The sequence below is a fragment of the Gaiella sp. genome (genome assembly GCF_039915195.1).
In the GTDB taxonomy this organism is placed as follows: Bacteria; Actinomycetota; Thermoleophilia; order Gaiellales; family Gaiellaceae; genus Gaiella.
On record NZ_JBDSNT010000092.1, the window covers coordinates 1 to 13,386 of the forward strand.

15 protein-coding genes are annotated in these 13,386 nt (G+C 66.8%); 10 read left to right on the forward strand and 5 right to left on the reverse strand.

Features of this window, described 5'->3' with window-relative positions:
- The coding region (locus ABIR74_RS09030; protein ID WP_348177237.1) for a hypothetical protein at positions 1 to 486 on the forward strand (486 nt) is incomplete at its 5' end.
- Between the two features lie 261 nt (positions 487 to 747).
- The gene (locus ABIR74_RS09035; RefSeq protein WP_348177239.1) at positions 748 to 882 is read left to right on the forward strand and encodes a hypothetical protein; all 135 of its coding nucleotides are present in this window, start codon (positions 748 to 750) and stop codon (positions 880 to 882) included.
- Between the two features lie 86 nt (positions 883 to 968).
- Here the strand turns inward: ABIR74_RS09035 and msrA are convergent, their stop codons facing one another.
- The 4 genes from msrA to ABIR74_RS09055 all read right to left on the reverse strand — a co-directional run bounded on the left by msrA (position 969) and on the right by ABIR74_RS09055 (position 3,343).
- Positions 969 to 1,622 carry a peptide-methionine (S)-S-oxide reductase MsrA gene (gene msrA, locus ABIR74_RS09040; protein WP_348177241.1) on the reverse strand — a complete coding sequence of 218 codons (654 nt, stop codon included), beginning with the start codon at positions 1,620 to 1,622 and terminating at the stop codon, positions 969 to 971.
- A gap of 62 nt (positions 1,623 to 1,684) precedes the next feature.
- The gene (locus tag ABIR74_RS09045; protein ID WP_348177243.1) at positions 1,685 to 2,071 is read right to left on the reverse strand and encodes a PIN domain-containing protein; all 387 of its coding nucleotides are present in this window, start codon (positions 2,069 to 2,071) and stop codon (positions 1,685 to 1,687) included.
- Positions 2,068 to 2,295, reverse strand: a complete 228-nt coding sequence (locus ABIR74_RS09050) for a type II toxin-antitoxin system Phd/YefM family antitoxin (RefSeq protein WP_348177245.1) — start codon at positions 2,293 to 2,295, stop codon at positions 2,068 to 2,070. Before ABIR74_RS09050 ends, ABIR74_RS09045 begins: the two co-directional genes overlap by 4 nt.
- 79 nt (positions 2,296 to 2,374) lie before the next feature.
- On the reverse strand, positions 2,375 to 3,343 hold the full coding sequence (locus ABIR74_RS09055) for a PLP-dependent transferase (RefSeq protein ID WP_348177247.1): 969 nt from the start codon (positions 3,341 to 3,343) through the stop codon (positions 2,375 to 2,377).
- A gap of 41 nt (positions 3,344 to 3,384) precedes the next feature.
- Here ABIR74_RS09055 and ABIR74_RS09060 point away from each other — a divergent pair, with 41 nt between their 5' ends.
- From ABIR74_RS09060 to ABIR74_RS09090, 7 genes are all read left to right on the forward strand, one after another.
- A complete protein-coding gene (locus ABIR74_RS09060) occupies positions 3,385 to 4,218 on the forward strand; it encodes a phytanoyl-CoA dioxygenase family protein (protein WP_348177251.1) in 834 nt (277 codons plus the stop codon).
- Positions 4,219 to 4,239: 21 nt separating this feature from the next.
- Positions 4,240 to 5,799 carry an acyl-CoA carboxylase subunit beta gene (locus ABIR74_RS09065; RefSeq protein WP_348177331.1) on the forward strand — a complete coding sequence of 520 codons (1,560 nt, stop codon included), beginning with the start codon at positions 4,240 to 4,242 and terminating at the stop codon, positions 5,797 to 5,799.
- Positions 5,796 to 7,586: an oligoendopeptidase F gene (gene pepF / locus ABIR74_RS09070; RefSeq protein WP_348177254.1), complete on the forward strand. Its 1,791-nt coding sequence runs from the start codon at positions 5,796 to 5,798 to the stop codon at positions 7,584 to 7,586. The genes ABIR74_RS09065 and pepF overlap by 4 nt, the downstream gene beginning before the upstream one ends.
- Before the next feature lie 275 nt (positions 7,587 to 7,861).
- A complete protein-coding gene (locus tag ABIR74_RS09075) occupies positions 7,862 to 8,233 on the forward strand; it encodes a TOBE domain-containing protein (protein WP_348177257.1) in 372 nt (123 codons plus the stop codon).
- Entirely contained in the window at positions 8,230 to 8,979 is a 750-nt protein-coding gene (modA, locus tag ABIR74_RS09080) for a molybdate ABC transporter substrate-binding protein (RefSeq protein ID WP_348177259.1), read from the forward strand. The genes ABIR74_RS09075 and modA overlap by 4 nt, the downstream gene beginning before the upstream one ends.
- Positions 8,976 to 9,800 (forward strand): molybdate ABC transporter permease subunit, encoded by an 825-nt coding sequence (gene modB, locus ABIR74_RS09085; RefSeq protein ID WP_348177261.1) that lies wholly within the window; start codon positions 8,976 to 8,978, stop codon positions 9,798 to 9,800. The genes modA and modB overlap by 4 nt, the downstream gene beginning before the upstream one ends.
- Positions 9,743 to 10,780, forward strand: a complete 1,038-nt coding sequence (locus ABIR74_RS09090; RefSeq protein ID WP_348177263.1) for an ABC transporter ATP-binding protein — start codon at positions 9,743 to 9,745, stop codon at positions 10,778 to 10,780. The genes modB and ABIR74_RS09090 overlap by 58 nt, the downstream gene beginning before the upstream one ends.
- 183 nt (positions 10,781 to 10,963) lie before the next feature.
- On the opposite strand, the gene pgsA is transcribed toward ABIR74_RS09090, so the two are convergent.
- Positions 10,964 to 11,545 carry a CDP-diacylglycerol--glycerol-3-phosphate 3-phosphatidyltransferase gene (pgsA, locus tag ABIR74_RS09095; RefSeq protein ID WP_348177265.1) on the reverse strand — a complete coding sequence of 194 codons (582 nt, stop codon included), beginning with the start codon at positions 11,543 to 11,545 and terminating at the stop codon, positions 10,964 to 10,966.
- A gap of 25 nt (positions 11,546 to 11,570) precedes the next feature.
- Between pgsA and ABIR74_RS09100 the strand changes: the two genes are divergently transcribed.
- Complete coding sequence (locus ABIR74_RS09100; RefSeq protein ID WP_348177267.1) at positions 11,571 to 13,346, forward strand: acetyl-CoA carboxylase biotin carboxylase subunit; 1,776 nt, start codon at positions 11,571 to 11,573, stop codon at positions 13,344 to 13,346.
- Positions 13,347 to 13,386 lie beyond the last annotated feature (40 nt).

Sequence of the window (13,386 nt, forward strand, 5' to 3'; positions counted from 1 at the left end):
CCAACGGTCGTGACCTCGCTAACCGTGTTCGTCGAGGGTGACGACAATCCGGTCAAGACATCGACGGAGATCCACCAGCCGGACAACATCGAGACCACGGCAACCGGCCTGCTCCTGACCGAGGATCCGGGCTCGAGCCAGCAGTTCCCCGCCGGCTCGACGGACGCTAGTGCGACGACGGCTCGGCTCTGGTACGTCCCGTTCTCGGGCGCGCCCGACGTGGTCGCGAGGGTGAACCAGGCGGCCGACGGCGGCGCGACCGACGTCGACGGCCGGGCCGTGGGCAACTCGGGCGCGTGGGAGACGAGCGGAATCGTCGACGCCTCGGAGGCATTCGGGCCCGGTGCGTTCCTCATCAACGTCCAGGCGCACACGCTCTGGGTGGAGAAGGCCCCGGGCGAGGACAACAACAACGACGGTCAGCCTGACTTCACGTACAAGCGTGAGGGCGGGCAGTTCGTTCTGATCAAGATCCCGGGCATCTAGCCGCTCTGAGATCGAGGGAGAGAGATGGGGCGCCTACCGGGCGCCTCATCTCTCTCCGCACTCACTGGCCTGACTCCTCGACTCCGAGTTCGAACGGCGGCGGCCCCACCGCCCGCATCCCGCCGAGCTTCTGTGTCGACTTGACAGCGGGGACGAGCGGGGCGACCTCCCCCCTTTTCTTGTGAGGTCTCGTCGGGGTCGGGGCGTGCGATCGACGCATCCACCAGCGCACCATCGTGGTCGACGCGCAAGTATGGAGGGATGCACCTCGGCTTGATCACGCTTCTCGTTGGAGCCGTGCTCGCCGTCAGCGTGGTGGTGGCGCTCGGAGCAGCTCGAACGGGACTGCCGGTGCTCGTCGATGAGGTGTTCGTGCGTTGGCGCCGCCGCGTTTGACCTCCGGGTTGGTGGGGCCGGAAAAAGAGCCGTCCTGTCGCGGAGAGCGACCGGCCCGTCCGGCCGGTCGCTTACGTCCGCGCGGCTCAGCCTGCGACGCCTGTCCCGATCGGGCAGGCGACGCCGGTGCCGCCGATCCCGCAGTAGCCACGCGGGTTTCGCGCCAGATACTGTTGGTGGTAGGTCTCGGCGTAGTAGAACTGCCCTGCTTCGGAGAGCTCCGTCGTGATCATTCCGTAACCCGATTGGGCGAGTGCCATCGAGTAGCGCGCCTTGGAGGCGAGCGCCGCCTCCTGCTGAGCATCCGTCGTCCAGTAGAGCGCTGAGCGGTACTGCGAGCCCACGTCGTTGCCCTGCCGCATCCCCTGGGTCGGATCGTGGCCCTCCCAGAAGGTCTGCAACAGGGTCTCGTAGGAGATCCGGGCCGGGTCGTAGGCGACGAGAACGGCCTCTGTGTGACCGGTGCGGCCAGAGCACGCCTCCTCGTAGCTCGGGTTCGGCGTCGTGCCGCCCGCGTAGCCGACTGCGGTCGTGTAGACGCCCGGTAGCTGCCAGAAGAGGCGCTCGGCCCCCCAGAAGCAGCCCAGGCCGAAGATCGCCGTTTCGGTCCCCTCGGGGAACGGCGGCTCGATCGAGGTGCCGAGCACGACGTGCTGCTCGGTGATGGGCATGGCGCCCGGACGTCCGGGAAGCGTGTCCTCCGGGGCGGGCATGGTTTGGGATTTACGTGTGAAGAGCATGTTCCTACGGTATCCGCAGAGGGCGATTCGTTACAGGCGGTGTCCCTTCGCGACGAAGCGCCTCACCAGATGACGCGCCCTGGATCATGATCTGTGATCCGCTGATCGCGCGTGACGAGCTTCGACCTGAGGACGGCGGCCGTCGCGTACACGATCCGATCGACAGGGTCTCCGGGAAACGAGTCGGGGATGCGGCCCGCCTCGATAGCGATTTCGGTTGTCAATGGATACGGCTCCACACCCTGCACGGCCAAGGCAGCGCGGATCCAGGCATTCACCCCTCGATCGAGGCGAATACGGCGGCGGCGCTCGAGAGTCGCAAGCTCGTAGCAACACACGGTCGGAAGAACCACGCGTCCCGCGGTTTCGATGGCACGTGCTGCGCGACGGGACAGACGGCGGTTCTCGTCGCGCCACCAGAGGAAGGCGTGCGTATCGACAACGATCACGGAAACTGGGGATCCCAGTCGTCATGGAACGGTGCTATGAGCTCCTCGTCCGAGACCAGGTAGGTGACGCTCCCCTTCAACGAGATCGGAGGGGCCATCGGGGCAAGTCGCGCAACGGCTTTTCCGTGCTTTGTCACCACGATTTCCTCGCCGCTCTCCGCGACCTCATCCAGCAGCGCAAGGCACTGCGCCTTGAACTGGCTCGCGGAGATGACTCGTTCCATCGACCTGAGGGTAGCAACGATCAGGTCATATTATCGTGACCACGGTCAGGCGCAAGTGGTCATTTTTGGCCGTGACGCTTCAGGCGCGCACGAGTGCCTGCTCGAGGTCGCCCCAGAGCACTTCCGGATCCTCGAGGCCGACGGACAGTCGCAGTAGCCCCTCGGGGCAGCGGTCACCCTCCCAGCGGTGCCGCGATTCGAGCTTCGTATGGGTGCTGCCGAGGCTCGTCGCGTTGACGATCGTCTCGGTCGCCGTCTCGACCCGGCGTGCAGCGGCACCGTCAGCCACATCGAACGCGACGACGAACCCGAAGCCGGGGTATCGCGTCGTGACCACGGCGGGGTGAGCGGCGAGCCGTTCGGCGAGCACCCGTGCCGACGCTTCCATTCGCTCGATCCGCACCTCCGCCGTCTCGAGCCCCCGCTCGAGCAGCCACGCCGTGTCGGCCGAGGCGACGAGGCCGGTGAGGTGGCGCGTGCGGTGGAGACGGTCGAAGAGCCCGTCGTCGCTGACGGTGATGACTCCCGCGAGCAGGTCGTCGTGACCGGCGAGCACCTTCGTCGCGCTGTGTAGCGCGACGTCACAGCCGAGGTCGAGGGGGCGCAGGCGGAAGGGTGAGGCGAGCGTCGCGTCGCAGATCACGGGCGCGGCGTGGGCAGCGGCTGCCTCGAAGTCGGGCAGCGTCAGCATCGGGTTCGACGGCGCCTCGATCAGGATCAGGTCGGCTTTGGCGGGAGGTGGGCCTGTCTGGTCGAACTCGACTGCGTTGATGCCCCAAGGGCGCAGGTGCTCGAACAGTACGGTGTGCCCGTAGTACGCGCCCTCGGCGACCGCGATCGAGCCCCCAGGAGGAAGCATCGTCAAGACTGCCCCGGTCACAGCCGCCATGCCGGCAGGGAAGAGGAGCGAGCGCCCTCCCTCGAGCGAGCCGAGCTTCTCTTCGACGGCAACTGCGTTCGGCTGCTCGTCACGCGCGTAGGCGTAGGGGCCGGGCTCGCCGGCTGCGTCATAGGGCCAGCTGGCGGAGCGGTCGAGAGGAGCAGGCACGTGACGACTCTATCCAGTCGGCCGTCTTCTACACTCGCCGGATGGACGAGCAACTCGCCGTTGCGGACGATCTTGTCGAGGCTTTTCGCCGCGACGGAGCCGTTTGCATACGAGATGCCTTCTCGACACAGGATCTCTCGTTCGTGGAGGACGCGATCGAGCAGAACCTGGCATCGCCGAGCGAACGTGCCCTCCTCGCCAGTCGCCCGGACGATCCGGGTCGCTTCTTCGAGGACTTCTGCAACTGGCAACGGCTGCCGGGAATCGACGTGGTCATGCGAACGTCCCCGGCTGCCGCGATCGCAGGCCAGCTGATGGGTGCCGACCGCGTGCGCTTCTACCACGATCACGTGCTCGTGAAGGAACCTGGCACGACGCAACGCACGCCGTGGCACCAGGATCAGCCCTACTACAACATCGAGGGCACCCAGACGTGCTCGGTGTGGCTGCCCGTGGATCCCGTCTCGCGGGCGGCGACGCTCGAGTTCGTGGTGGGCTCCCACCTCGGCCCCTGGCTGATGCCACGGACGTTCATGGACAACCAGGCGAAGTGGTTCCCAGACGGGGCGCTTGACGAGCTGCCCGACATCGAAGCTGACAGGAGCGCGTTCGAGATCATCGGCTGGGACCTCGAGCCGGGTGACGCCGTCTTCTTCAACATGCTGACGCTCCACTGTTCCGGTGGGGTCGAGGGACCTCGGCGCCGGCGGGTGCTCTCGCTGCGCTTCCTCGGCGACGATGTCACCCATGCGCCGCGCGCGTGGAGGACATCACCCGACTTTCCCGGGTTGGCCGAGGAGCTCCCCGCGGGTGTGCCGCTCGAGCATCCGCTCTTCCCCGTGGTCTGGGAGTCAGAATTCCTGGCTGCGCGATAGTCTCACAAGCTGATGGACGGGATGACGCACGATACAACCGAGGCGAAGCTTGCATGGCTAGCGGAGTTGCGCGATGCCGCCGCGCATGCCGGCGAAGGTAGGGCAGTCGATCGCCAGCACGAGCGCGGGAAGCTCCTCGCCCGGGAACGGCTCGACCTCTTGCTCGACCCTGGTTCGTTCGTCGAGCTCGACCGCTTCGTCCGTCACCGTGAGACCGAGTTCGGGATGCACGACCGGCGTCCATGGGGCGATGCGGTGGTCACAGGGTACGGCACGGTCTTTGGCCGACCGGTGTGCGTCTTCTCACAGGATTTCACGGTGTTCGGCGGCTCGCTGAGCGAGGTGTTCGCCGAGAAGATCTGCAAGGTGATGGACATAGCGGTGAAGGTCGGGTGCCCCGTCGTCGGGATCAACGACTCGGGCGGCGCCCGGATTCAGGAGGGGGTCGTCTCGCTCGCCGGCTATGCCGAGATCTTCTGGCGCAATGTCCAGGCCTCGGGCGTCGTCCCTCAGATCTCGCTCGTGCTCGGCCCGTGCGCAGGAGGCGCCGTCTACTCGCCTGCGATCACCGACTTCGTCCTCATGGCGGAGGGGACGTCCTACATGTTCATCACGGGACCCGACGTCGTGAAGGCGGTGACGGGCGAGGACGTGACCCAGGAGGATCTCGGCGGTGCCGCTGCCCATGCAGCGAAGTCCGGCGTTGCGCATCTCGTGGCCGCCGGCGAGGAGGCCGTGATCGAGGACGCGCGCTACCTCCTGTCGTTCCTGCCCCAGAACAACCTCGAGACGCCGCCGTATGCCACCCCGGCAGATCCCGTCAACCGGGAGGCGCCTGAGCTCGACGCGCTGATCCCCGACTCACCGAACAAGCCGTACGACATCAAGCAGGTGATCAACCGCGTCGTCGACGACGCAGACTTCCTCGAGCTCCAGGCCGACTACGCACAGAACATCGTCTGCGGCTTTGCTCGCCTCGGAGGGCACGTGGTCGGGGTCGTCGCGAACCAGCCGAACGCGCTCGCCGGCGTGCTCGACATCGACGCGTCGGTCAAGGCCGCACGATTCGTGCGGACGTGCGACGCCTTCAACATCCCGCTCGTCACCTTCGTCGACGTCCCCGGGTTCTTGCCGGGAACCGAGCAGGAGTGGGGCGGGATCATCCGGCACGGAGCGAAGCTGCTCTACGCGTACGCCGAAGCGACGGTGCCGAAGCTGACCGTAATCACCCGGAAGGCCTACGGCGGTGCCTACGACGTCATGAGCTCGAAGCACATCCGGGCCGACGTAAACGTCGCCTGGCCGACTGCCGAGGTCGCCGTCATGGGGCCGGAGGGAGCCGTGAACATCATCTTCCGCAGCGAGCTCGCAGACGCCGCCGAGCCGGACGTGCGCCGGGCCGAGCTGATCGCCGACTACAAAGAGCGCTTCGCGAACCCGTACTCGGCCGCTGAGCGCGGCTACGTCGACGATGTGATCGAGCCGCGGACGACGCGGCCGTATCTGATCAGGGCGCTCGAGATGCACCTCGCGAAGCGCGAGCCGGGGCCGAAGCGTAAGCACGGAAACATCCCGCTGTGACCGTCTCTCGCGATTCGGTTCCGACCGACAGGAAATGGGGCGCAGAAAGCGTCTTCGCAACACCGGCCGAATGGGAGGCCGAGCTCGAGGTCGTGCTGGGCGCTCTGCCGGCGTTGGCCGCGTTTCAGGGACGACTCGGAGAGGGGAGCGGCGTCCTCACCGAGGCGTTGCTGGCCCGCGATCGCATCTCCCGCCGGGTTGGTCGACTCACGACCTACGCGGACATGGGCTACGCGGTCGAGACGACGAACGATGAGGCCGTTGCTCGCTATGGGCGCGCAACGGCGCTCGGCGCGCAGGTTGGTGCGGCGACGGCATTCGTCGATCCGGAGGTGCTCTCGATCGGCCGCGAGCCGCTGGCCGCATGGACTGCGGCAGAGCCGGCGCTCGCGCCCTATGAGCACTACTTCGACGATCTCTTCCGTCTCGAAGCGCACACGCGTTCGAGCGAGGTCGAAGAGGTGCTCGGGCTCGCGAGCGATGCCTTCTCCGGCCCCTATGTGGCGTACAGCGCGCTTGTCGACAGCGACCTCGTGTTTCGACCTGCAATCGCAGCCGACGGCGAGCCTTTCGAGGTGACGCAGGGAACGATCGATGAGATCCATTCGAGCCCGGATCGAGCGCTGCGTCGGAGTGGCTGGGAGAGCTACGCCGACGGGCACATCGGTGTCCAGAACGCTCTTGCCGCCACACTTGGCTCGGCCGTCAAGCAGGCGGTGTTCTCAACGCGTGTCCGGCGGCATGGCTCAACGCTCTCGGCGTCGCTGACGGCCTCGAATCTCCCCATCGAGGTCTTCGACAGCCTCCTTGCCGTCTTCGAGACGAATCTGCCGACCTGGCATCGGTACTGGGAGCTCCGGCGCCGCGTCCTCGGGGTCGAGCGCCTCGCTCCGTGGGACGCCACCGCCCCCCTCGGCGCAACCTCACCCGTTTTCACCTACGAGCAGAGCGTCGAATGGATCTGTGGATCTTTGGCTCCCCTGGGTCACGCGTACGTCGAGACCGTTCGGCGTGGCTGTCTCGACGAGCGTTGGGTCGACGTCTACCCAACTGCCGGGAAGATGGGCAACGCCTTCTCGGCGGGATCACCCGGAACCCCGCCCTTCATCATGATGAACTTCGACGGCACCGCAGTCTCTCTCGGGACGCTCGCGCACGAGCTGGGCCACTCGATGCACTCGTATCTGACGTGGCAGGCACAGCCACAGCCGTACACCTACTACTCGATGTTCGTGGCCGAGGTCGCCTCGAACTTCCACCAGGCGTTGCTGCGTGCCTATCTCCTCGACACGGTGACCGACCCGGTGATCCAGCTTGCGGTGCTCGACGAGGCAATGGCCAACTTCCAGCGCTACTTCTTCATCATGCCGACGCTTGCGCGTGTCGAGCGTGAAGTCCACGAGCGCGTCGGACGCAACGAGGGCGTGACGGCGGCGTGGCTCGGAGAACGAACTGCCGATCTCTTTGCGGAGGGATTCGGGCCTGATGTCGAGATCGATCGCGCCCGGCTGGGCATCACGTGGGCCCAGTTCTCCCATCTCTATGCGCCGTTCTACGTCTTCCAGTACGCAACCGGGATCTCCGCAGCTCACGCCCTCGCCGGCGGAGTCATCGCCGGCGAGCACGGTGCTGCCGACAACTACCTGGCCTTCCTCTCGGCGGGAGCGTCGCTCTACCCACTCGACGCGCTCCGCCTCGCGGGTGTGAACATGACAGGTCCGGAGCCTGTCGAGGCGGCCTTCGCGGTGCTCTCGTCGCTCGTCGATCGCATCGCCGCGCTCGCCTGACCGCTCGTGGCCGGGAGCGCGAGATCGGTCGTCTGCGTGATCCTCGGCGCGCAGGCCGGCGGTGGCGAATCGCCGCTTGCCGAGGGACCCGCCTACGAGCAGCTCCGCCGTCGTCCCGACGTGCCGTTCGACCCGGCATTGGCACGGAATCACTCGTCCTGTTCGGAGGCTGCTGCGGCACGGATGACCGGCGCAACGTCGAGATCGCCAGGTTGCTCGCGGGCCCGCAGCGGCCGCGCTGGACAGATGTACGCTAACCTACATAGGTAATGCCTATGCAAGTAGTAACGGCCGCTCAGGCCTCCCGGATGCTCGGGATCAGCCTCGACACGCTCAGACGCTGGGATCGTGAGGGAAAGATCGAGGTGCAGCGTGATTCGGCGAACCGGCGGTTCGTCACGGCAGCAGAGATCGAGCGCCTTCGCGGGTACGAGGGATCGCAGGTCTCGTCGGCCCGAAATCGCTTTCGCGGCGTTGTCCGATCGGTCGAGATCGACGGTCTGCTCGCTCGCGTCGAGATCGACGTGACGGAGCCGTCGCGCGTCGTCGCGATCATCACGCGCGAGTCGGCGGAGGAACTCGGGCTCGAGGTGGGGATGAGCGCCATGGGCGTGATCAAGTCGACGAGTGTGATGGTCGAGACGTGAGACGGGTGACCGTTCCGTGGGCGCTCCTTCTCGTCACGGCGGTGCTTGCCGTTGGCGTCGCTTCGGGTGGGGGCATCCGCGGGGCAGACGAGCCCGCGACGGTGCTTGCGGCTGCCTCCCTCGCCGACGTGCTGCCGAAGATCGACTCGGTTGCACGCGCATCGTTCGGCGGCTCGAATCAGCTCGCCCAGCAGGCCCGCCAGGGGTATCCGTTCGACGTCTTTCTCTCGGCGAGCCCCGTCTACACGAGGGCGCTCTTCGCTGACGGACTGGTTCGACGGCCGATTCCCTTCGCGACGAACACCCTCGTGCTGATCGTCCCCCGGGGCAACCCCGCCAGGATCACGAGCGTTGCCGATCTCGCGCGGCGCCCGAAGCTTCGACTGGTTGTAGCCGGCCCGAAGGTTCCGATCGGCCTCTACACGCGAGAGGTTCTGAAGCGTCTCGCGCTCCTGCGCATCCTCCGCAAGACGGTAAGCCTCGAACCCGACGTCAAGGGGATCGTCGCGAAAGTGGCCCTTGGTGAAGCGGACGCGGGCTTCGTCTACGCCACCGACGTACGGCCCGTAGCACGGAAGGTGCGGGTGATTCCGATCCCGGTGCGTGCCCAGCCGTCGGTCGTGTACGAGGCGGCAATTGCCACCAAGCCAGCCAACCTCGCGGCCGCGCAGTCCTTCGTTATCGAGCTGCTCGGAAGCGACGGACGCAAGACTCTCCGCGCTGCTGGGTTCGGCCTACCCAGGTGAGAAGGATCTTCCCCCTGATCCTGTTCCTTGCGACGTTCACAACGCTCGCATTTCTCGTGGTCCCGGTTGCTGCGATCTTTCTCCGCATCCCTCCGGGAGACCTGTTCACTGCACTGGGTTCTGACGTCGCCCTCGACGCACTGATCGTGACGGTCGAGACGACCGTTGTCGCGCAGGCGCTGATCATCTTCTTCGGCACGCCGACGGCATACCTCCTCGCGACTCGGACATTCCCGGGGCGGAGTCTTGCGATCACGCTCGTCGAGCTTCCGCTCGTTCTCCCACCGGCTGTCGCAGGGATCGGACTGCTCGCCACATTCGGGCGTCTGGGACTGCTCGGCAGTTCGCTGTCCGCGCTCGGGGTCGAGGTCGCCTTCACCAAGATCGCTGTCGTGCTCGCTGTGATGTTCGTCGCCGGCCCGTTCTACATCCGTACCGGAGTCGCCGCCTTCGGCGAGGTCGATTCGACACTCACCGATGCGGCACGGACGCTCGGTGCCGGTCCGGCGCGAACCTTCGGGCGGGTGGCATTGCCGCTCGCACTCAGCGGGCTGACGGCAGGCGCGGCGCTCTCGTTCGCCCGGGGCATCGGCGAGTTCGGAGCGACGATCATGTTCGCCGGCTCGTTGCAAGGTGTTACCCAGACGCTCTCGCTCGCCGTCTACGAGCAATTCGACGTCGATTTCGACACGGCGCTCGCAATCGGCGCCGGATTGGTCGTCGTGAGTGCAGCTGTTCTCCTCACCGTCAAAATGATCCCCTCATGGCGTCGCTCGACATCACTCTTTCCAACGGTCTCCGCGACGTCCGCCTCGAGCTGACGCTCGAGGTCGGCTCGGAGACCGTGGCTCTCGTTGGCCCTTCTGGCGCGGGCAAGTCGAGCATTCTGCGAGCGATCGCGGGGCTCCTCCGGCCGGATGAGGGCTGCATTGCACTAGACGGAACGCCCTGGCTCGATACAGCATCCGGCGTTGACGTGCCTCCGGAGAATCGTTCGGTGGGCCTCGTGTTCCAGGAGTACGCGCTCTTTCCGCACCTGTCGGTGCGCGCGAACGTGGCCTTCGGGGCGACGAACCCGAGCCTCGTCGACGAGATTCTGGAGAGGTTGAGAATTGGTGGGCTCGCAGGCGAGCGTCCGGGGAGGCTGTCGGGTGGAGAGCGTCAACGCGTCGCGCTGGCACGCGCGATCGCACGGGAGCCCGCGGTGCTCCTGCTCGACGAGCCGCTTTCCGCACTCGACGCGCACACCCGCGACGCAGTCCGGGGTGAGTTGCGTGAGCTTCTCGCGAGCCTCAGACTGCCCACAATCCTCGTGACGCACGATTTCGAGGACGCCGCTTCCCTCGCGGATCGGGTCGGCGTGATGGTCGAAGGCCGTCTTCTCCAGATCGGCACTGCGTCGGCCCTCGTCGCGGCACCCGCTGACCCGTTCGTTGCTCGCTTCACCGGCGCCACGCTCCTACACGGTATCGCTCAGCCGGGTCGCGATGGGTTGACGCGCGTCGTCCTCGACGTCGGCGGCGTGGCCTTCACGACGGACGTTGGTGTCGGCCGCGTTGCGGTAGCGGTACACCCGTGGGAGGTCGCTGTCTCTCGGACGGCCCCCGAGGATGCGACGGTGAACCACATCGAGGCACCGATCGACTCGCTCGTAACGATCGGCAACCGCGTCCGCATCCGGGTGGGGCCCCTCGCGGGTGAGATCACGGCCGGTTCGGCCGAGCGCCTCGGTCTGCGCGAGGGGGACACAGTCGTTGCATCCTTCAAGGCGACCGCGGCACGCTTGATTCATCTGGCGTAGCCTTCTCGGGATGGAGCTTGAACTCGTTCCCGATCCGGGCGCGGACGACGCGGTGACCCGCGCGGTCGTTGCTGCTCTGGGCCGATCTGGCCTTCTCGGCGGCGAATCAGGATCCAGGTCGAGTGGGGCCTGGTGCCGCGCCGGGCTCGAGGAGGCTGTGGAGCGGGGCGCGTCTCCGATTCTTCATGGTGCCAGTCCGCCGCCGGGTGGCGCTATGGGCCGTGGCTCGGTGTCGCCCGCGCGGAGCAGTCGCGGCGCCACGCGCGCGTAGTCGAGCCCCGAGACCCACGTCAGCACGACGGCGACGAGCAGCACCCACCATGCGAGGTCATCGCTCCACGCGCCAGCTGCGGCCATCCCTCCGACGGCAACCGCGAGCGCCTGCGCCCACGTTTTGAGTTTCCCGAGATCGCGGGCTGCGATGACGACGCCCTTCTCGATCGCCGCGAGGCGGAGCCCGGAGATGAGGAACTCGCGCGCGAGGATCGCTGCCACCATCCACGCCGGCGCCACGCCCTCGGCGATAAGCATCGCAAGCGTCGCCATCACGAGTACCTTGTCCGCGATCGGATCGAGGAGCGAGCCGAACGCGGATGTCTGGTTCCAGCGCCGCGCGAGCCAGCCGTCGATCTGGTCGGTCGCCATCGCGATGACGAACACGGCCGTCGCCCAGTACGCGTGATCGGGAAAATCCCACGCGAAGAGCACGACGACAACGGGGACGGCCAGGGCCCGGCCGAGCGTCAACTGATCGGGGATGGTCATCCGTAGGGGAGAATACGCGGTGCGCATGCCTACCTTCTCCCGAGTGCTCGTTGCGAACCGTGGCGAGATCGCCGTCAGGATCTTCAGAACGCTGCGCGAGCTGGGCATCGAGGCAGTAGCCGTGTACTCCGACGCCGACCGCGGCGCACTCCACACGCGCGTCGCGGACGAGGCGTTCCGGATCGGTCGCGGCCCCGCAGAAGAGAGCTACCTGCGGGGCGACGTGATCATTGACACGGCGCTTCGTGCAGGCGTCTCGGCGATCCACCCCGGCTACGGCTTCCTGGCCGAGAATGCCCCGTTTGCGCGAGCGGTCGAGGCAGCGGGGATCACGTGGATCGGCCCGCCTGCCTCCGCGATCGAGCTGATGGGCTCGAAGACCGAGGCGCGGACGGCGATGAAGGCTGCGGGTGTCCCGATCATCCCGGGTGCCACCGAGCCGGTTCGCACCTCCGCCGCGGTTGTCGAACTCGGTGCGGATATCGGCTATCCGCTCATCATCAAAGCGGCGGCAGGCGGCGGCGGGAAGGGGATGGAGATCGTGACCGACCCGACCGGCGTCGTTCAGGCCTTCGAAGCGGCCCAGCGCCAGGGTCTGAGGTACTTCGCCGACGATACCGTCTACGTCGAGCGCTACCTCGAGGAACCACGACACGTCGAGGCGCAGATCCTCGCCGACGGCCACGGCACGGTGCTGTTCCTCGGCGAGCGTGACTGCACGATCCAGCGGCGGCATCAGAAGCTCATCGAGGAGACGCCATCGCCCGCCGTCGACGATGCGCTGCGGGCCAGGATCGGCGAGATCGCCGTGAATGCTGCTCGAGCTGCCGGGTACCGGTCCGCTGGCACGATCGAGGGCCTGCTCACGCGCGATGGCGAGTACTTCTTCATGGAAATGAACACGCGGATCCAGGTCGAGCACACGGTTACGGAGCTCGTGACCGGCCTCGATCTCATCCGCGAGCAGATTCTGATCGCCCAGGGCGAGCCGCTCTCGCTGCGGCAGGAGGACGTGATCCTGCGCGGGCATGCGATCGAGTGCCGGATCAACGCCGAAGACGTCGGCAAGGGCTTTCTTCCCGCGCCGGGCCTGATCACGGAGTACGAGGAGCCTTCGGGGCCAGGCGTGCGGGTGGACTCGGGCGTGCGCGCAGGCGATGAGATCTCGGGTCTCTACGACCCGATGATCGCCAAGTTGATCGTCCACGACACCAATCGCGAGACGGCCCGAAGGCGGATGCTGCGGGCACTGGCAGAGTTCAGGATCAGTGGCCCACCCACTCTTCTCGGCTTCCATGCCGCGCTCCTCACGGAGCCGTGCTTCGTTGACGGCGGCACGTGCCACGGACACGTCGAATCGCAGGAGCTCGCACAACGCGCGAATGAGATGACGGAGACGTTTACTCATCAGGCAACTAACGTACAGCGGGCATCGGACAGAGTTGCCCTGCGTGAGCGCGTCGTTTCCGTCGAGGTCGAAGGGCGTGCGTTCGACGTTCGCGTTCATTCGACCGAGCCGCCGTGGGCGAGCCTTGCTCGCCGGAGGCGCGACCGTCGCGATGTCGGCGCGGGAAGCGCGTCGGGTGCCGTCGTCAGCCCCATGCAGGGGATCGTCCTCTCGGTCGCTGTCGCGGACGGCGACGCGATCGAGACCGGGGGAGTGATCTGCGTGATCGAGGCCATGAAGATGGAGAACGAGATCACTGCTCAACACCCGGGGATCGTCAGGTCGATCGCGATCGCGCCAGGGCAGAGCCTCTCGAACGGTCAGCTGATCTGCCTGCTCGCCGGAGAGGGATGAGCGACGCGCCGGAGGAACTGGGCGAGCTCGTACGGCGGCT